Origin of the sequence: Methylocystis sp. Sn-Cys, assembly GCF_016745395.1 — a bacterium.
GTDB lineage: Bacteria > Pseudomonadota > Alphaproteobacteria > Rhizobiales > Beijerinckiaceae > Methylocystis > Methylocystis iwaonis.
This window is the reverse complement of record NZ_JAERVJ010000001.1, coordinates 702,020-719,502: the sequence shown is the minus strand read 5'-3', so window position 1 is coordinate 719,502 and position 17,483 is coordinate 702,020. Positions and strand designations below refer to the sequence as shown.

General features: G+C 64.7%; 16 protein-coding genes. 4 read left to right on the top strand and 12 right to left on the bottom strand.

What is annotated here, in order from left to right:
* Window positions 1–82: 82 nt before the first annotated feature.
* The 4 genes from atpD to JJT62_RS03255 all read right to left on the bottom strand — a co-directional run bounded on the left by atpD (window position 83) and on the right by JJT62_RS03255 (window position 4,586).
* Window positions 83–1,519: a F0F1 ATP synthase subunit beta gene (atpD, locus tag JJT62_RS03270; protein ID WP_202071231.1), complete on the bottom strand. Its 1,437-nt coding sequence runs from the start codon at window positions 1,517–1,519 to the stop codon at window positions 83–85.
* 26 nt (window positions 1,520–1,545) lie between these two features.
* Window positions 1,546–2,427, bottom strand: coding sequence for a F0F1 ATP synthase subunit gamma (locus tag JJT62_RS03265; protein WP_202071230.1), 882 nt, complete (start codon window positions 2,425–2,427; stop codon window positions 1,546–1,548).
* A gap of 66 nt (window positions 2,428–2,493) precedes the next feature.
* Window positions 2,494–4,023, bottom strand: coding sequence for a F0F1 ATP synthase subunit alpha (gene atpA / locus JJT62_RS03260; RefSeq protein ID WP_165052280.1), 1,530 nt, complete (start codon window positions 4,021–4,023; stop codon window positions 2,494–2,496).
* Window positions 4,023–4,586 carry a F0F1 ATP synthase subunit delta gene (locus tag JJT62_RS03255; protein WP_202071229.1) on the bottom strand — a complete coding sequence of 188 codons (564 nt, stop codon included), beginning with the start codon at window positions 4,584–4,586 and terminating at the stop codon, window positions 4,023–4,025. The genes atpA and JJT62_RS03255 overlap by 1 nt, the downstream gene beginning before the upstream one ends.
* A 513-nt stretch (window positions 4,587–5,099) precedes the next feature.
* Between JJT62_RS03255 and JJT62_RS03250 the strand changes: the two genes are divergently transcribed.
* Entirely contained in the window at window positions 5,100–5,984 is an 885-nt protein-coding gene (locus tag JJT62_RS03250) for an S-methyl-5'-thioadenosine phosphorylase (protein WP_202071228.1), read from the top strand.
* Here JJT62_RS03250 and JJT62_RS03245 read toward each other — a convergent pair.
* On the bottom strand, window positions 5,978–6,289 hold the full coding sequence (locus JJT62_RS03245) for a hypothetical protein (protein WP_202071227.1): 312 nt from the start codon (window positions 6,287–6,289) through the stop codon (window positions 5,978–5,980). The two genes, JJT62_RS03250 and JJT62_RS03245, sit on opposite strands and share 7 nt — an antisense overlap.
* 109 nt (window positions 6,290–6,398) lie before the next feature.
* Between JJT62_RS03245 and JJT62_RS03240 the strand changes: the two genes are divergently transcribed.
* Window positions 6,399–6,926: an adenine phosphoribosyltransferase gene (locus JJT62_RS03240; protein WP_202071226.1), complete on the top strand. Its 528-nt coding sequence runs from the start codon at window positions 6,399–6,401 to the stop codon at window positions 6,924–6,926.
* A gap of 52 nt (window positions 6,927–6,978) precedes the next feature.
* Window positions 6,979–8,469: a murein L,D-transpeptidase family protein gene (locus JJT62_RS03235; protein WP_202071225.1), complete on the top strand. Its 1,491-nt coding sequence runs from the start codon at window positions 6,979–6,981 to the stop codon at window positions 8,467–8,469.
* Window positions 8,470–8,631: 162 nt separating this feature from the next.
* On the opposite strand, the gene JJT62_RS03230 is transcribed toward JJT62_RS03235, so the two are convergent.
* The 4 genes from JJT62_RS03230 to JJT62_RS03215 all read right to left on the bottom strand — a co-directional run bounded on the left by JJT62_RS03230 (window position 8,632) and on the right by JJT62_RS03215 (window position 12,554).
* Window positions 8,632–9,042 carry a hypothetical protein gene (locus JJT62_RS03230; protein WP_202071224.1) on the bottom strand — a complete coding sequence of 137 codons (411 nt, stop codon included), beginning with the start codon at window positions 9,040–9,042 and terminating at the stop codon, window positions 8,632–8,634.
* Between the two features lie 173 nt (window positions 9,043–9,215).
* Window positions 9,216–9,530, bottom strand: coding sequence for a hypothetical protein (locus JJT62_RS03225; RefSeq protein ID WP_202071223.1), 315 nt, complete (start codon window positions 9,528–9,530; stop codon window positions 9,216–9,218).
* Window positions 9,531–9,595: 65 nt separating this feature from the next.
* Window positions 9,596–11,191: an FAD-dependent oxidoreductase gene (locus JJT62_RS03220; RefSeq protein WP_202071222.1), complete on the bottom strand. Its 1,596-nt coding sequence runs from the start codon at window positions 11,189–11,191 to the stop codon at window positions 9,596–9,598.
* 736 nt (window positions 11,192–11,927) lie between these two features.
* Entirely contained in the window at window positions 11,928–12,554 is a 627-nt protein-coding gene (locus JJT62_RS03215; protein ID WP_202071221.1) for an FMN-dependent NADH-azoreductase, read from the bottom strand.
* 209 nt (window positions 12,555–12,763) lie between these two features.
* On the opposite strand from JJT62_RS03215, the gene JJT62_RS03210 reads away from it, so the two are divergent.
* Complete coding sequence (locus JJT62_RS03210) at window positions 12,764–13,156, top strand: winged helix-turn-helix transcriptional regulator (protein WP_370568473.1); 393 nt, start codon at window positions 12,764–12,766, stop codon at window positions 13,154–13,156.
* Between the two features lie 314 nt (window positions 13,157–13,470).
* Here the strand turns inward: JJT62_RS03210 and JJT62_RS03205 are convergent, their stop codons facing one another.
* From JJT62_RS03205 to glyA, 3 genes are read right to left on the bottom strand one after another with little or no spacing between them, the layout of a single operon-like run.
* Complete coding sequence (locus JJT62_RS03205) at window positions 13,471–14,961, bottom strand: bifunctional aminoglycoside phosphotransferase/ATP-binding protein (RefSeq protein WP_202071220.1); 1,491 nt, start codon at window positions 14,959–14,961, stop codon at window positions 13,471–13,473.
* A complete protein-coding gene (locus tag JJT62_RS03200) occupies window positions 14,958–16,142 on the bottom strand; it encodes a GNAT family N-acetyltransferase (protein WP_202071219.1) in 1,185 nt (394 codons plus the stop codon). Before JJT62_RS03200 ends, JJT62_RS03205 begins: the two co-directional genes overlap by 4 nt.
* A gap of 6 nt (window positions 16,143–16,148) precedes the next feature.
* Complete coding sequence (gene glyA / locus JJT62_RS03195; RefSeq protein WP_202071218.1) at window positions 16,149–17,408, bottom strand: serine hydroxymethyltransferase; 1,260 nt, start codon at window positions 17,406–17,408, stop codon at window positions 16,149–16,151.
* Window positions 17,409–17,483 lie beyond the last annotated feature (75 nt).

The window sequence follows — 17,483 nt, the reverse complement described above, 5'->3', positions numbered from 1 at the left end:
ATGGCCGGTCTTTGCCCGGCCATCAATTGTTGGGATCGGGCGTGGGACGGCCGCAGGCCGCCCCTCCCGGATTGCTGAAAGCTTACGCAGCTTCCTTGGCGAGCTTGGCAGCCTTTTCGACCGCCTCTTCGATGGAGCCGACCATGTAGAAGGCGGCCTCCGGGAGGTGGTCATATTCGCCTTCGACGAGGCCCTTAAAGCCCTTGATCGTGTCGGCGAGGGCGACGAGCTTGCCCGGCGAGCCGGTGAAGACTTCGGCGACGTGGAAGGGCTGCGACAGGAAGCGCTCGATCTTGCGGGCGCGGGCGACGACCAGCTTATCTTCTTCCGAAAGCTCGTCCATGCCCAGGATCGCAATGATGTCCTGCAGCGACTTGTAGCGCTGAAGGGTCGACTGCACCTTACGGGCGACCTCATAATGCTCCTCGCCGACGATCGCCGGGGAGAGCATGCGCGAGGTCGAGTCGAGCGGATCGACGGCCGGATAGATGCCCTTCTCCGCGATCGAGCGCGACAGAACGGTCGTCGCGTCCAAGTGGGCGAAGGAGGTGGCCGGCGCCGGGTCGGTCAAGTCGTCGGCCGGCACGTAAATGGCCTGCACCGAGGTGATCGAGCCCTTGGTGGTGGTGGTGATGCGCTCCTGCAGGGCGCCCATGTCGGTCGCCAGCGTCGGCTGATAGCCCACCGCCGAGGGAATGCGGCCGAGAAGCGCGGACACTTCCGAGCCCGCCTGGGTGAAGCGGAAGATGTTGTCGACGAAGAACAGCACGTCCTGGCCCTTGTCGCGGAAATCTTCGGCGACGGTGAGGCCGGTCAGCGCGACGCGGGCGCGGGCGCCCGGCGGCTCGTTCATCTGGCCATACACCAGGGCGCATTTGGAGCCAGCGGTCGAGCCGTTCTCGGGCTTCTTGTTGACGTTGCCCTCGATCATTTCGTGATAGAGGTCATTGCCTTCGCGGGTGCGCTCGCCGACGCCGGCGAACACCGAATAACCGCCGTGCGCCTTGGCGACGTTGTTGATGAGCTCCATGATGAGCACGGTCTTGCCGACGCCCGCGCCGCCGAACAGGCCGATCTTGCCGCCCTTGGCGTAAGGCGCGAGAAGGTCGACGACCTTGATGCCCGTCTCGAGAATCTGCGCTTCCGTGGCCTGCTCCGAATAGGACGGGGCCGGCTGGTGGATGGCGCGCGTCCCGCTGGACTTCACCGGGCCGGCTTCGTCGACCGGCTCGCCAATGACGTTGATGATGCGGCCGAGCAGCTCTTCGCCGACCGGAACCGTGATCGGCGCGCCGGTGTCCGTGACTTCCTGGCCGCGGGTCAGGCCCTCGGAGGTGTCCATGGCGATGGTGCGCACGGAGTTCTCGCCGAGGTGCTGCGCGACTTCGAGAACGAGGCGCTGGCCCTGGTTCGTCGTCTCGAGCGCGTTGAGAATCTCGGGCAGGTGGCCGTCGAACTTAACGTCGACGACGGCGCCGATGACTTGGGTGATGCGGCCCGTGGGCTTGTTGGCGGCCATTTTACGTCCTCGTCTATTTTAGCGGATCAGAGCGCTTCGGCGCCCGAGATGATTTCGATGAGTTCCTTGGTGATCATCGCCTGGCGCGACCGGTTGTAGAGGGTCGTCTGCTTTTTGATCATGTCGCCGGCGTTGCGCGTGGCGTTGTCCATCGCGCTCATGCGCGCGCCCTGCTCCGAGGCGGCGTTTTCGAGGAGCGCGCGGAACACCTGCACCGAGATGTTGCGCGGCAGGAGCTCGGAGAGAATCTCGTCCTGGCCGGGCTCATATTCATAGGACGGCTGCGGGCCGTCGACGGCCGGGGCATTCTCATTCGCGGCGATCTGCGCCGGAATGAGCTGCTGCGCCGTCGGGATCTGCGCGATCACCGACTTGAACTTCGAGAAGAACAGCGTGGCGACGTCGAATTCGCCGGCCTCGAACATGGCGATGATCTTCTTGCCGATCTCATCCGCATTGTCGAAGCCGATGTTCTTGAGGCCGCGCAGCTCGATGAGCTCCACGATCTCTTTCTCGAACTGGCGGCGAAGCTGGTCGTAGCCCTTCTTGCCGACGCAGAGAATTTTGACCGTCTTGCCCTGTCCCTGCAGGCGCAGGATATGCTCGCGGGCGAGGCGCACGATCGAGGAATTGAACGCGCCGCAAAGGCCGCGCTCGGCGGTGGCGACGACGAGGAGATGCACGTCATCCCTGCCATTGCCAGCGAGAAGCTGCGGACCGCCGGTGGAGACGCCGGCGGCGAGATTGGCGAGGACGGATTCCATGCGCTCGGCGTAGGGACGCGCGGCCTCGGCCGCCGTCTGCGCGCGACGCAGCTTGGCCGCCGCGACCATCTGCATGGCCTTGGTGATCTTCTGCGTCGCCTTGACGGAAGAAATCCGGTTTCGAAGATCCTTCAACGAGGGCATTGGCGTGCTTCTTGTCTCGAGGTCGCCGCGCGCCCGCTACCGAGCGCGCGATCCGTCATTGTCGGCTCAGGCGAAGGACTTCGCGAAAGTCTCCACGACGCTCTTGAGCTTCGCCGCGGAGTCGTCCGAGAGATCCTTCGACGACCGGATGGCGTCGAGAAGGTCGGCGTGCTGCGAGCGGAGCACGGCGAGCAGGCCGTCTTCGAAGGCGCGCACGCGATTGACCGGCAGCGGATCGAGATAGCCGTTGACGCCGGCGTAGATCACGCAGGTCTGCTCTTCCATCTTCAGCGGCGAGAACTGCGGCTGCTTCAGGAGTTCGGTGAGACGGGCGCCGCGGTTGAGCAGACGCTGCGTCACCGCGTCGAGGTCGGAGCCGAACTGCGCGAAGGCGGCCATTTCGCGATACTGGGCAAGCTCGCCCTTGATCTTGCCGGCGACCTTCTTCGTCGCCTTGGTCTGCGCGGACGAGCCGACGCGCGACACGGAGAGGCCGACGTTAACGGCGGGACGGATGCCCTGGTAGAAGAGGTCCGTCTCGAGGAAGATCTGGCCGTCGGTGATCGAGATCACGTTGGTCGGAATATAGGCCGACACGTCGTTGGCCTGCGTCTCGATGACCGGCAGAGCGGTCAGCGAACCGGCGCCGCGATCGTCGTTGAGCTTGGCGGCGCGCTCGAGGAGACGGGAGTGCAGATAGAAGACGTCGCCCGGATAGGCTTCGCGGCCCGGCGGACGGCGGAGCAGCAGCGACATCTGGCGGTAGGCGACGGCCTGCTTGGAAAGGTCGTCATAGATGATGACCGCATGCATGCCGTTGTCGCGGAAGAATTCGCCCATGGCGCAGCCGGCGAAGGGCGCCAGGAACTGCATCGGGGCCGGGTCCGAAGCGGTGGCCGCGACGACGATGGAATATTCCAGCGCGCCGCGCTCTTCGAGCACCTTCACGAATTGCGCGACCGTCGAGCGCTTCTGGCCGATGGCGACGTAGACGCAGTAGAGCTTCGCCTTCTCGTCGTCGCCGTCGTTGAGCGACTTCTGGTTCAGGATCGTGTCGAGCGCGATCGCGGTCTTGCCGGTCTGGCGATCGCCGATGATCAGCTCGCGCTGGCCGCGGCCGATCGGGATCAGAGCGTCGACGGCCTTCAGGCCAGTCGCCATCGGCTCATGCACCGACTTACGCGGAATAATGCCGGGGGCCTTCACGTCGACGCGGGCGCGACGCGTGGCGTTGATCGGGCCCTTGCCGTCGATCGGATTGCCGAGAGCGTCCACGACGCGGCCGAGCAGCTCCTTGCCGACGGGAACGTCGACGATCGCGCCGGTGCGCTTGACCGTCTGGCCTTCCTTAATGTCGCGGTCGGAACCGAAAATAACGATGCCGACGTTGTCGCTTTCGAGGTTGAGGGCCATGCCGCGCACGCCGTTCTCGAACTCGACCGTCTCACCGGCCTGGACATTGTCGAGGCCGTAGACGCGGGCGATGCCGTCGCCGACCGACAGAACCTGGCCGACCTCGGTGACCTCGGCCTCATTGCCGAAGTTGGCGATCTCGTTCTTCAGGATCGCGGAAATTTCTGCGGCGCGGATATCCATCAGCCGACCTCTTTCATGCGTGTGCGGATTGAATTGAGCTTGGTGCGAACGGAAGCGTCGACCATGCGCGAACCGAGTTTGACGACGATGCCGCCGATGATCGACGGATCGGTCTTGACGTTGAGGCTGACCGACTTGCCGCCGGTGACGCCGGCGAGCGCCTGGCGCAGCGCCGTTTCATGATCCGGCTTCAGCGGCGCGGCGACGGTCACGTCGGCGCGGACCAGACCACGGGCCTTGTCGTGAAGGCTCTGATAGGCGGCGATCATGTCCGGGAGAACGAAGAGGCGGCGCTTGGAGGCCACCAGGCGGATGAAATTGCCGGCGACGCCGGAAATGCCCGCTTTCTTGAGGATGGCGTCGAGCGCCTTGACCTGCTCCTGCGCGGAGAAGACGGGGCTTCTCACCAGACGCTGGAGGTCGGGACTTTCATTGATGAGGCCCTGAAACGCGGCGAGCGCCGTAGCGACCTCGTCCGTGGCGCTCTTTTCCGACGCCAGTTCGTAAAGGGCGGAGGCGTAACGTCCTGCGACGCCGGAAAGCGAAACTCCGTCTTGAGCCACTTGGATCGCTCGTCAAATTCGCATCGCTCGAAACGACGCCCACGCGAAAATGCGTTCGCGCCTTTGGCGGTCGGCTTCGTAGCGACGGATGCTGCAGGGGCAAGGAACTAAGAGCGGCAACGCCCCAGTCCCAAGGCGATGGGTCCCTAACACAGTGAATTTTGCGGCGCAACCCTGTCCGGCGCCCAGATTTCGTTCGCGCCTTCGCACTAGGCACGCGGAAAGCCATCGAGACTGCAACGCTGGGGCCTCGCGGCGCGGGGAAAACTCGGCGGTTCGCGGCGAATTTATGCGGCGCGCCTGCGGAGGCGCCGGCATGGCCTGGGGAAAATATCTGCCTTAATTTTGACCTTCCGCATTTCGTCGAAACCGGGCGAGCATCGGCGCCGCAGGACAGTGACGCGCCGCACCATTCAGGCTCTGTCGCGCTTTGCCTCGCGCCTCGCCGGACGATAAGTTTACGTGCGCGTCCCATCTACGGGCCCGCGCGATCTGGGAAAATGGGGGATGCGCATGGCGCGCGCGGTTGTCGGAATTATCGGCGGATCCGGGGTTTATGATCTTCCGGGAGAGCAGGACGTCAGGCGCGAGCGCGTCGCCACCCCTTGGGGCGAGCCCTCGGACGAGCTCGTCTTCGGCGAGGTCGGCGGCACGCAGGCGGTCTTTTTGCCGCGCCATGGACGCGGGCATAGGCTCTCGCCGTCGACGATCAACTATCGCGCCAATATCGACGCAATGAAGCGCGTCGGCGTGACCGACATTATTTCGGTCTCGGCCTGCGGATCGTTCAAATCGCAGTTTTTCCCGGGGCTGTTCGTGCTGGTCGACCAGTTCGTCGATCGCACCTTCGCGCGTCAGTCGTCCTTCTTCGGCGACGGCTGCGTGGCGCATGTGTCGATGGCGCACCCCATCGCCCCGAAATTATCCGCCCGCATCGCGAAGGCGGCGCGCGACGAAGCGATCGAGATCGCCGTCGGCGGCACCTACGTCTGCATGGAAGGTCCGCAATTTTCGAGCTACGCCGAATCGCTCGCCTATAAGGCGTCGGGCTTCGATCTCATCGGCATGACCGCCATGCCCGAGGCCAAGCTCGCGCGCGAGGCCGAGATTTCCTACGCCACCGTCGCCATGGTGACGGATTTCGACTGCTGGCACCCCGAGCACGACCATGTGGACGTCGCCTCGGTGATCGCGATTGTGCGCGAGAACTCGGCCAAGGCCGCGCGGCTCGTGGCGCGCGTGCTGAGGGATTTCCCGCGCGAGCACGAGGCTTGCCCGGTGGGCTCCGACCGCGCGCTCGACAGCGCCATTCTCACGGCGCCCGAGGCGCGCGACCCCGAATTGCTGAAGAAGCTCGACGCGGTGATGTCGCGGCTGAACGGCGCGGCCGCTCAGTAATACCACTGGCCGTTGCGCCACTGCCCCTGGATGCGCTTGGGCGGCGCGACGGGCAGCGTCACATTGCCGCCGTTGGGGTCGTAGTCGCCGACATAGGCGCAGCCGTAGCAGCCGTAGCCGCGGCCATGGCCGCCGCCGGGGCCGTAACCGCCGTAACCGGTTCCTGGCGGCATAGGCTGGGCCGGCCCGTAGCCGCCCATCGCCCCGCCTTGAACCGGGGGAGGAACAACATGGTAATTTTGGGCCTGGACCACGCCGGGGAGGCTAAAGGCAAGCGCGAAGGCAAGGCGGGTGAGGGCGTGCATGGAGCGAAATCCTTGGAGGGAACGCAGGTTGAGTGTAAAGAGCTTGGCTGCGCGCGCCAGCGCCAAATCAGCCTATGGTTGAATGTTTTCTAAAACGCCAGGACAAGCCATGTCGCTTCGCGCCGCCATCCGCACCATTCCAGACTTTCCCAAGAAAGGCATTCTCTTCCGCGACATCACCACGCTGCTCGGCGACGCCAGGGCCTTTCGCAAGGCGGTCGACGAGCTCGTCCAGCCCTGGGCCGGAACGAAGATCGACAAGGTCGCGGGAATTGAAGCGCGCGGCTTTATCCTCGGCGGCGCGGTCGCGCATCAGCTCTCGGCCGGCTTCGTGCCGATCCGCAAGAAGGGCAAGCTGCCGCATGAAACCGTCTCCATGTCCTACACGCTGGAATATGGGACCGACGAGATCGAGATGCATGTGGACGCCGTCGCGCAAGGCGAGCGTGTCATTCTGGTCGACGATCTGATTGCGACCGGCGGCACGGCGGAAGGCGCGGTCCGGCTTCTGCAGAAAATGGGCGCGGAAATCGTGGCGGCCTGTTTCGTCATCGACCTCCCCGATCTCGGCGGCGCAAGCAAGATCGAAGCGCTGGGCGTCCCGGTTCGCACGCTGGTCGCCTTCGACGGGCACTGACGCGGGCTTGCCGGACTTTCAACTGCGTCGCTAGGGTTAGACTGCTGTCTTTATGAAGCTTCGTTCGACCCATCTGTTGTTTGCCGTCGTCGTCCTCGCCGCCATCGCCGCGGGGACGGGAGTGCTTTATTTTATGCCGAGCCTCGGCGGGCGGGAGGCAACGGCCTCGAGGAGCGCGCAGCGCGGCGACCCGACGCATCTTGCCGGCGGAAGCATCATGCCCGGCCTCAGACGGGCGATTGCGCCGCCGGCTGAGGCGCCGGCGGAAGCGAAACTTTCGGAGAGCCCTCCGCCCGCTCTCATCGCCGCCGCGCCGCCGCCAGCCTCTCCAGCCGCCGAGGCGCCGCCTGCGGTCGATGAGCTGCAGGCGTCCGACGTCGAAGGCGCAGTCTCCTTCCCGCCAGTCGCGCCAACGCCTCCGGCTCGGCCAGCCGATTTGCCGAGCGCGCAAGCTGGAGCGCCATTGCCGCCGATACGGCCCGCCGATCTCGCCGCCTTGCAGGCGCCGCCGGAGCCGCCAGCGGCCAGCCAGCCTGTCGCGGTCCCGCCCCAAGCTGCTCAACCCCCATCCGCCCAACCGCAAGCCGCCTCGCAGCAACCCGCGCCAGCGTCGTCCTGGTCTTTCCCGCATTGGCCGCAGGCCGCGCAGCCGACGCCCGAGGCGCAACAGGCCAGCGCCGCCCCCGCGCCCATTTACGTCGACGCGCCGCTGCCGCCCACCCGTCCGGCCGACCTCGACAAGAATGCCGTCGCCCCCGGTAAAGCGACGACAGTCGCTTCCGCCACGCCGGAGAGTTCCCAGACGCCCGCGCCTGCCGGCGCCCAGCAGACGGCGCGGCTAGAGGAGCCCGCGTTGCGGCCAGCGCCAGACGACGCCTTCCAGGCGCCGCCGCCGAAATTCGGCATGGGCGATCCGGTCTTCGTGCGCATCTTCAAGCAGGAAGGGCAGCTCGAATTATGGCTGAAGAAGAACGGCCGCTATGCGCTGTATCGGACCTTCCCGATCTGCAAATGGTCGGGCCGTCTGGGGCCGAAGCTCAAGGAAGCTGATTATCAATCGCCCGAGGGCTTCTACAGCGTCTCCGCCAAGCAGCTTCATCCGCATTCCAACTACCATCGCGCCTTCAACGTCGGCTATCCTAACGCTTTCGATCGCCAGAACGGCCGCACCGGCGGGCTCGTGATGGTGCACGGGTCGTGCAAGTCGGTCGGCTGCTTCGCCATGACCGACCAGGGCATCGAAGAAATTTACGGTTTCGTCGAAGCCGCGCTGCGGGCGGGGCAGAAGGAAATTCCCGTCCATATTTTTCCGTTCCGCATGACGGAAGCCAATATCGCGCGCGAGACGGGCGGAGGCGGCGGCTGGCTCTCCTTCGTCGGGAGCGGCGGCGGTTATCACCAATGGGTCGATTTCTGGAAGAATCTCAAGCAAGGCTACGACAAATTCGAACAAGCCGGCGAGCCGCCGGTGGCCTTCGCCTGCGGCGACCATTACGAGTTCGACGGCGGCTCCGCCTCCTGCCGGCGCGTCGCCGGCTGGTAGGGATATTCCATTTGAATTGCTCGCATGGGGCGCGTCATTCACGGGGGACCGTCATTGCGAGGAGCGCAGCGACGAAGCAATCCAGGAGCGTCACCGCGGCTCTGGATTGCTTCGCTCCGCTCGCAATGACAGCGAACCAGCCAAGCGGATCTCGTACGAGCCTTAAAGCGAAGCGGCGAGCTTGCGCGCCGTAGCATGCAACTCATCGAGCGTGAGGAGCTTATCCTGCTCCGGCTCGTGAATGATCGCGCCGAATTTATCCGCAAGCGCCGCGCAGACCGCGACGGCGGCGAATTGCTCGCGCGGATCGCCGCCCCAGCGAAATTTCATGGCGACGTCGCGCCCGTTGAGCGCCGCCGAGAGAATGTCGGTGGGTGACTCCACTTCGCCGAAGCGCAGGTCGAAGCCAGCGTCTTCGCCATCATAAGTGCAGGGCAGATAGCCTTTGGTCTCGAACGGCGCATAGGCGTCGTCGAGCGTCAGCTTGAAGCCCAGCTCATTGAGCGCAGTCTGCAGCGCTTTACGCGCGGGAACCTCCGCGCGATTGAGATAGGCCGTTTGCGCGCGCGCCATTTTTGCCCTCACTTTATTGTTTATTGAACGGCTCGCATGGGGTCGTGTCATTCCCGGCGGGCTGAAAGCCCGACCGGGAATCCAGAGCCAAATTAGCCGTGGCTGCTCTGGATTCCCGATCGCTCGCTTCGCGAGCGTCGGGAATGACACCGAACCAATCGAGCGGATCTCACTCACAGATCGACGAAGATGAATTTATTGGCCTTGAGCGCCGGATAGTTCTCCCGCAGCGCTTTCGCGATTTTTCCGACGAGGTTTTTGTCGCCGGCGGCCGAGGGCCCGACGAAATCGGTTCCCGCCATCCATGTTTCGAGAAAACAATGCAGCGCAGCGTCGTAGTCGACGCCGGTCGGATGCGCGGTCTTATCGGCGAGATCGGCGACGCCATCGGCGTCGACCTCTAGGCGCCAGTCGCGGTCGTCGGTCACCGAGCCGATGAGCGCCGCAATATCCGCGTCCGTCCAATCTTTCTTAAGGTCCACGGCCATGAGTGTCGGTCTCCAGACAATGTTCGATTGGCTAGCGACGAAGCACGTGGCGGGCCAGACGAGGCTCACGCATCGATCGGCGCGCGTTGCTTGGCGATCAGGCGGCTGTTGGCTTCGAGCGAAAACTCCCGCCACGCCGCGCCGATGTCTCGCAACGTCGCGGAGACATAGTCCTTCGCCGGCTTATGCTCCTGCGGGAAATTCGACAGTGCGCAGGATGTGCGGTTGAAGTCGATGATCGCATCGAGCAGCGCCTGAATGAAACCCTCGAAGGCCGCCTGCACTTTCGGCGTAAGATCGGAGCGTCCGCGCTCGACGGCGACGCCCGCATGGTCGAACGGCAGTTCGTCGATCATCGACAGCGCGTCGGCGAAAATCGCCTCCATGGCGCCGAGCATGGCGCGCTGCGTGAGCTGCTCGCGTTCACCGTGGGACAGCGCAAAATTGAGCCGCTGCCGATAGGCGGCGAACGCCGGCGCGCGCCGTGACGCCACCCATTCATGGAACAGTTCGAGGCAACGCTGATTGCGCTCGGCGGTCGATCCCGCGACATCCGGCATCGTCATGGGCGTCTCCTGTTGCGGCAAGATGTGCCGGGCGATCCGCAGGGCGGCGTTGATCGCGCCCTCGACATAGCCGCCGCCCTCCCGCGCCGTTTCCGAGCTTCCGAAAAAGAGCTTGCCGTTCCAGAGCGGTTGGCTGAAGGCGCGCGCGCCGTAGTCGGGATGGGCGCCGCCTGTGGCGCGATCGGCCTGCGTGCAGGTGAAATTCTCTGTCGCCCAATCCTGCAAGTGCAATTCGCCCGCGTCGAGCGAGGGGCCGAAGAGCTGGGCGAACTGGCTTTTCGCGAGCGTCGGCAGACCGTTGCGGAACGCCTCGCGCGTGTCGGGCGGAAGCGCGAAGAAGCCGCCGAGCGCGCCGCATTCGCCTCCGGCGTCGCAGGCGTCGAAGATTTCGCCCAACACAGCCTGATCGTGAACCACGAAGGCGTTGCCGGAATGACCGAAGGCCCGCCAGATCGGCGGATCGGCAAGCCCGATGACCGCCTTGGCGCTCGCCGCCATCCATGTCGGCGTGTCGCGCATGGCCGCCGATACAAAGTCGGGCAGCGGCGGCGCGAAAGCGACGTCGCGATCGAGCAGGCGCGGCGGAACGGCGAGCGCGACCTGACGGGCGACGATTTTAACTTCGCCCTCGCCCGTCTCGAAGCAAAGCTCGACGGCTTCCCCACAATCGCGCGCGGCGCGAAGAACATGGCCGAAATGGAGAGTCTGCGGATCGAGATCGGCGGCGAGCGCCGCGACGAGCGCGGCCATGCCGCCCTTCAGCCGTTGCGCGCCGCCGTGGAGGCCCGGCGCCGACTGCACGGCGGGCGCTTTCTCGGGATCGGTCATCAGCAGCGCTGTGCCGGGATCGTGCTGATCGAAAGGCTCCAGCCCCAATTCGCCGACGAGGCGGGTTATGGCGCCTTGAGTCTGCGGCCAGAACCAGGTGGGTCCGAGATCGAGGCGCAGGCCGCTTGTCGGGTTCTCGACAGTCAGAACGCGCCCGCCAAGCCGATCGCGCGCCTCGAACAGCGCATAGGAAAGGCCTTTCGCAGCAAGGCTGCGCGCCAGCGCGAGACCGCAGATTCCGCCACCGACAATTGCGACATCCAGCATGGGACGCATTCCTTTGGGATGGACGGGAGCAAGGGGTGTGCCGGGGGGCCGTCGAGGTAAGCTTGGCAGATTGTTATCGTGGCGCCGCCCCCTCCCTGTCCCTCCCCCGCTTTGCGGGAGAGGGGACGCTCACGATCGGCGCTCTGGATGAAACGACGATTTGCTCCCTCTCCCGCGAAGCGGGGGAGGGTTGGGGAGGGGGCCATCCAGCGCCAAACTCCCCGCCGCCGATTCCCGACGCAGGGCGATACAGGAAGCCGGGACGCCCCGGCCCCGTTCGGCCGGTAGCGTGAATAGAAATGCGCGTCGGAACCTGAGGCGTCCCGGCTGCGGTCTTTCTCCGCGACGCACCTTTCCAGCCGGGGTTCACGTCATCCTGTGACGTTTCGCCCGCCCGGCGCCGCCCTCAGGCGAGGGCCGCTTCTTTCCCGGAGGCGCAAAACCTCCGGGCGCGTCGCAAGGGTTTTGACTACGCCGCCGTCGGCCGAGGGTGTTTTCCCGTTTCGGTAGTCGTCCCCAGCGTGCGGCCCCAACTGCTATGCCCAGCCTTTTCGCGGAAACATCCGCCCTCCACGCATCGGGAGGAAGCCCGGCAAGCGGCGCAAAACCCACACAAGGCGAGGGTCGCCGCCTTGCGTTTAACCGGCCCCGCCGGCACCGCCGACCCGACGGCGCCCCTGCAAGATGGCGAAGCGGGGGAAGCATAAAGCAGGTTTTGGGGGTGGGGATAAAATAACTAAGCGGCGTCGCGAACAGCGGCGATTGCCTGTGCTTCCGCCGATTCAATCGCCGAGGCCGCCGCATCGGGGCCGAGCGAAAGACCTTCGGCGCGCACGAAGGAGATGTCCGTCAGTCCGAGGAATCCCAGCACGGCTTCGAGATAGGTCTCTTGATAATCCCACGCCCTTCTCGGGCCCTCGGTGAAAACGCCGCCCCGCGCCGAAACGACGATGACTTTCTTGCCGGCGGGCGCCAGGCCGACTGGCCCCGACTCCGTGTATCGGAAGGTGCGCCCGGCGCGCACGATATGATCGATCCACGCTTTCAGCGCCGACGGAATCCCGAGATTATACATGGGCGCGCCGATGACGATGGCGTCCGCGCCTAAGAATTCATCGACCGCAATATCGGAGAGCTGGACGGCTTGCGAGAGCGCCGCGTCGCGCTCTTCGGGGGCGGTGAAAAACCCACCGATGGTCGAGGCGTCGAGATGCGGCAAAGGGTTTTTCGACAGATCACGCTCGATCACCTTGGCGCCCGGCCGCTTGGCCACGAGCTCCGCAACGACCTTCGCGGTCAGCTTGCGCGAAACAGAACCTTCTCCCAAGGGGCTGCTATCGACCCGCAGAATCGTAAATGACATTCGTCGTCTCCGATGGTTACAAATACATACTGTGATGATAATCAGGAACCAGGTTCAAAAGAAGACGGAACATTCAAGTTAGAGAGTTACATGAAAGTAACCCACGCCCGGTTTTGTGAGCGCGCGATGGGTCTCCAGTGCGAGCCAAATGGCTCTTTTGACGTTTCTTTTTGTGTCATAGGATCGCTCGGATAACGCGGGGATGCGTCTTGAAATCTCGAAAAAACGCCGCTCAGATCGACTTTATCTCCCATCGCGAAGCATGCCCTTTCGTGCGCGACGTGCTGAACCGCGTCGGCGACAAATGGAGCGTGCTGGTCATTATGCTGCTGGGCGACGGCACGAAGCGATTCAGCGAGTTGAAGCGGCTGATCGACGGCGTCTCGCAGAGAATGCTGACGCTCACATTGCGCGGACTCGAACGCGACGGGCTTGTGTTTCGCAAGGTTTTTCCGACTGTCCCGCCGCGAGTCGAATATACGCTCACGCCGCTCGGCAAGACGCTTCTGAAGACCGTTTCTTCGCTGGCGATTTGGGGGATCGACAACCGCGAGGAAATCGAGCGCGCCCGCGACGAGTTCGATAATCGGGAGAGCTTTTGAGGGGGCGCGGGGCGAACGTCGAGGCGGCCTCGTTTTTCGAGACGAAATCCGATTTGATTGCTTCGGTGTCATTCCCGACGCTCGCAAGGCGAGCGATCGGGAATCCAGAGCAAACCAGCGTTTTTGTGGCTCTGGATTCCCGGTCGGGCTTTCAGCCCGCCGGGAATGACAAAAGCCCCAATGCGAGCTGTGCAACCGGAAATGGTATGAGACGCGAGCGTCGCTCGCTCCTCAGGATGCGGCCTAAGTGTTTGTTGCAGAAGTCCCTCATGCTGAGGAGGCTGCGCAGCAGCCGTCTCGAAGCACGAGGGGCGTCAACGGCGCTTTGTCAGCAATGGGGCGATCTCATCTATGACGCGCCGCCGCTCGCGCCCGCCGTCGACGCGCAGCCACAAAATCTCGCCAGTGTCCTTCGCCATCTGCGCCTGCAGCACCGCGCGCGTCGCGTCGGAGACGTCATTGACCCGCATGTCGACGCGCGCCAGTCTTTGCACGAGATCGACGTCGAGCCACACGCCCATGAACGGAACGCCGGCTTCGCGCGCCGCGCTTTCGATTGCGGCGCGGTCCTGCGGGCGGTCGAATACGGCGTCGACGACGACCGGCCAGCCGATCTTTGCGACCCGCTTCGCCGCGTCGAACATCTCGGCGTAGACCTTCGCTGAGACCTCGCTTTTATAGGCTTCGGGCGGAAGCCGCTCGGTCGCTTCGACGCCGAAGAGGCGTTTGCGCAGGCGATCACTGTTGAAAATGCGCGCGCCCGGCGCGGGCGCGATGCGCGGGGCGAGCGCCGCTGCGACGCTCGATTTGCCGGAGCCGCTGAAGCCGCCGATCGCGACGATGGCGCCTTGCGCCGGCTGTAACAGATCGCGCGAAAGGTCGAAAAAGCCGCGCGCTGTCTCTCCATTGCCTTGCGAAGCCTCGACATGGGCGCGGATCGTCGCACGTAGCGACATGAAAAAGGGGAGGAGCGGCAGCCCGTCTTCCTCGGATTGCGCGCGCGCGTCGAGATAGCGGTTGAGCGCGAGATTGGAAAAGTCGCACAGCCCGACGCGCCACAGATCCATCAACAGAAAGGCGAGATCGTACAAAACGTCGATGGTCGAGATGTCGTCCGAAAACTCGAGGCAATCGAAGGGCGTCGGCTCGCCTTCGAACAGGCAAATGTTGCGCAGATTGAGATCGCCGTGGCAGGGCCGCACCTTCCCCTGCGCTTGTCGCGCGTCGATCAATGCGGCGTTTGTCGCGAGCGCGCGCCGCAGATTGTCGAGATGCGCCTCTACCTCGTCACTCGGCGCAGGCGCCGCCGCGCGCAGGCTCGCGTCCATGCTGTCGATGATCTGACGCATGGAGGCCGCGCCGCCGCGCGCATGATCGGCAATCGCCGCGTCATGGGCTTTCGCGATGCGGCGCGCGAGCGTCTCGATCATCTCCTTGGTGAGCCGGCCCTCGCGCGCCATGCAATCGAACAAAGCGTCGTCCGGGAAGCGCCGCATCTCGACAACGGCGTCGAGAGAGGCGCCCTCGCCGTCGAGCGCCAGCTTTCCGTCGCTCTCCCGCGTGATCCGCCGCATGCCGAGATAAAGCGCGGGCGAAAACGCCCGGTTGAGCGCAACCTCACGCGCGCACATGTCGAGGCGCAGGGCCGGCGTCGAGAAGTCGAGATAGGGCAAACGCACGGGGCGCTTGAGCTTAAAAACGCGATCGCGCCCGAGCAGCACGGTCGAAATATGCGTCGTCACGATCTTGGGCGCGCCGAGCAGGCCGGAAAGATAAGCGATGATCTCCGCTTGCTCGTCGCTCACATCGTCTCCTCCTTGCGGAACGGCAATTCGGCCTCCTGCGCCGCCATCATCTCGTCGAGCGCCGCGCGCTCCCGCTCGCAATAATCCGCGACGGCCGCCCGCAGCCCCGCGTCGTCGAAATCATGCGCCGACCATGTGACGACCGGACGATAGCCGCGCGCGATCTTGTGCTCGCCCTGCGCGCCGGCTTCGACGCGCGTGTAGCCATGCGCAATGGCGTAGTCGATCGCCTGATAATAGCAGATCTCGAAATGCAGGAAGGGCCGTTCGATCAGCGCGCCCCAGTTGCGGCCGTAGATCGCGTCGTCGCCCAGGAAATTGATCGCGCCCGCGACATACTCCGCGCCTTGCTTCGCCATCACCAGCAGAATGCGATCCGCCATGGCGTCGCCGATGAGGTCGAAGAAGGCGCGCGTGAGATAGGGCCGCCCCCATTTGCGCGCGCCCGTATCCATGTAAAAGGCGAAGAAGGACTCCCAATGCTCGGGGCGGATCTCCGCGCCTCTGAGACGCTCGATCGTGACGTCATCGCCCAGCGCCTCGCGCCTTTCCCGTTTTATGCCTTTGCGTTTGCGCGACGACAGCGCGCCGAGGAAATCCTCGAAGCTCGCATAGCCCTCATTGACGAAGTGAAACTGCTCGCCGGCGCGCAGAATGAAGCCCGCCTCGCCAAGCGCCTGCGCCTCCTGCGGCGTTGGAAAGGTCACATGGAGCGAGGAGGCCTTGAGCGCCTGACGCAGTCCACGCAAGGCCCCGATCAACGCATCGCGCGCGCCAGCCGGCGCATCGCCTGCAACGAGAAGCCGCCGCCCCGTCGCCGGCGTGAAGGGCGCGGCGACTTGGAGCTTCGGGTAGTATTTGCCGCCGGCCCGCTCATAGGCCTGCGCCCAGCTCTGGTCGAAGACATATTCGCCGAGACTATGCGCCTTGAGATAGGCGGGCGCGCAGGCGACGAGGCGCCCGCTTTCGTCCTCGACCAGCGCATGCACCGGTGACCAACCCGTCCGCGCGCCGACCGAGCCAGAGCGCTCCAACGCGGAGAGGAAGGCGTAAGTGATGAAGGGATTGAAGCGCTCGCCATCGGCTTGCGTCAATGTCGGCGGATTGGCGCAGGCGTCCCATGCCGCGGCCTCCACCTTTTCCAGCGATTGAACGAAACGCGCCGTGAATTTTGCAGCCATAAGCGGCTAGTAAATAGGAAAAGCCCGGCATAGCGCCAGCACTTCCTGACGCGTCGCGTCGATTGTACGAAGATCAGACGGATTGCGCACAATGCGGGCAATCCATGCGCCGATGCGCTGGAACTCCGCGACGCCGAAGCCGCGCGTCGTTCCGGCGTTGCTGGAAAGACGCAGGCCAGAGGGCGCCTCCGGCGGGCGCGGATCGAAGGGGATCATATTCTTGTTGACCGCCAGCCCCGCCTTCTCCAGCGCCTTGGCCGCGACGTCGCCGGTCACGCCCGTCGATGAGAGATCGACGAGCATGAGGCCGGTATCGGTTCCACCGGTCACGATGCGCAGGCCCGCGCCCGCAAGCGCTGCGGCAAGCCCGCGGGCGTTTTGGAGCACGGCTTCATTATAGGCGCGAAACGCCGGCTGCAGCGCCTCGCCGAGACACGCCGCCTTGCCCGCGACGGCGTGCAGCATCACCGAGCCCTGCACGCCGGGAAATATGCCGGCGTCGATACGTTTCGAGAGCGCTTCGTCATTCCACAAAACCATGCCGCCACGCGCGCCGCGCAGGGATTTATAGGTCGTCGTCGTCACCACATGCGCATGCGGAAAGGGATGCGGATAAAGCCCGCAAGCCACGAGCCCGGCGACATGCGCCATATCGACGAGAAGATAGGCGCCGACCTCATCGGCGATGGCGCGCAGCCCCGCGAAGTCGATGGCGCGCGGATAGGCCGAGCCGCCAGCGACGATCATTTTCGGCCGCGTCGCGCGCGCGAGATCACGCAGCGAGTCTAAGTCGATCAATTCGCTCTCGCGGTTCACGCCATATTGCGTGATCGAATAGTCACGCCCGGTCAGCGTCGCCGGATGGCCGTGGCTGATATGGCCGCCCGCCGCGACATTCATGGAGAGAATGGGCTCGCCGAGCTTCAACAGGCCGAGAAACACGCCGGCATTGGCGTTGGAGCCCGAATGCGGCTGCACATTGGCGAAACGGCAGTTGAACAGCTTCTTCGCGCGGTCGATGACGAGCGCTTCGATCGCGTCGGCAAATGCCGCCCCGCCGTAATAGCGGGCGTAAGCGGCGCCCTCGACGGTCTTATTGGTGAGCACGGAGCCCTGCGCCGCGAGGACGAGGCGGGAGACGATGTTTTCGGAAGCGATCAGCTCGATCCCGTCGCGCTGGCGCATGAGCTCGCCATTGATGGCGGCGTCGAGCTCCGGGTCGGCTTCGAGGCCGCGCGTGAAATAGCCCGAGGGCGGCTGGGGCATGAAATGGGCTCCTATATCTTGGTGGTCGTTCCGTTCAAGCAGCGGTCGTCATCCCCGACGGGCCGAAGGCCCGAT

Bases quoted from the DNA above. Each gene is read 5' to 3' on its own strand.
- atpD (WP_202071231.1), bottom strand. From the start codon at position 1,519: ATGGCCGCCAACAAGCCCACGGGCCGCATCACCCAAGTCATCGGCGCC.
- JJT62_RS03265 (WP_202071230.1), bottom strand. From the start codon at position 2,427: ATGCCCTCGTTGAAGGATCTTCGAAACCGGATTTCTTCCGTCAAGGCG.
- atpA (WP_165052280.1), bottom strand. From the start codon at position 4,023: ATGGATATCCGCGCCGCAGAAATTTCCGCGATCCTGAAGAACGAGATC.
- JJT62_RS03250 (WP_202071228.1), top strand. From the start codon at position 5,100: ATGGCGCGCGCGGTTGTCGGAATTATCGGCGGATCCGGGGTTTATGAT.
- JJT62_RS03245 (WP_202071227.1), bottom strand. From the start codon at position 6,289: ATGCACGCCCTCACCCGCCTTGCCTTCGCGCTTGCCTTTAGCCTCCCC.
- JJT62_RS03240 (WP_202071226.1), top strand. From the start codon at position 6,399: ATGTCGCTTCGCGCCGCCATCCGCACCATTCCAGACTTTCCCAAGAAA.
- JJT62_RS03235 (WP_202071225.1), top strand. From the start codon at position 6,979: ATGAAGCTTCGTTCGACCCATCTGTTGTTTGCCGTCGTCGTCCTCGCC.
- JJT62_RS03230 (WP_202071224.1), bottom strand. From the start codon at position 9,042: ATGGCGCGCGCGCAAACGGCCTATCTCAATCGCGCGGAGGTTCCCGCG.
- JJT62_RS03225 (WP_202071223.1), bottom strand. From the start codon at position 9,530: ATGGCCGTGGACCTTAAGAAAGATTGGACGGACGCGGATATTGCGGCG.
- JJT62_RS03220 (WP_202071222.1), bottom strand. From the start codon at position 11,191: ATGCTGGATGTCGCAATTGTCGGTGGCGGAATCTGCGGTCTCGCGCTG.
- JJT62_RS03215 (WP_202071221.1), bottom strand. From the start codon at position 12,554: ATGTCATTTACGATTCTGCGGGTCGATAGCAGCCCCTTGGGAGAAGGT.
- JJT62_RS03200 (WP_202071219.1), bottom strand. From the start codon at position 16,142: ATGGCTGCAAAATTCACGGCGCGTTTCGTTCAATCGCTGGAAAAGGTG.
- glyA (WP_202071218.1), bottom strand. From the start codon at position 17,408: ATGCCCCAGCCGCCCTCGGGCTATTTCACGCGCGGCCTCGAAGCCGAC.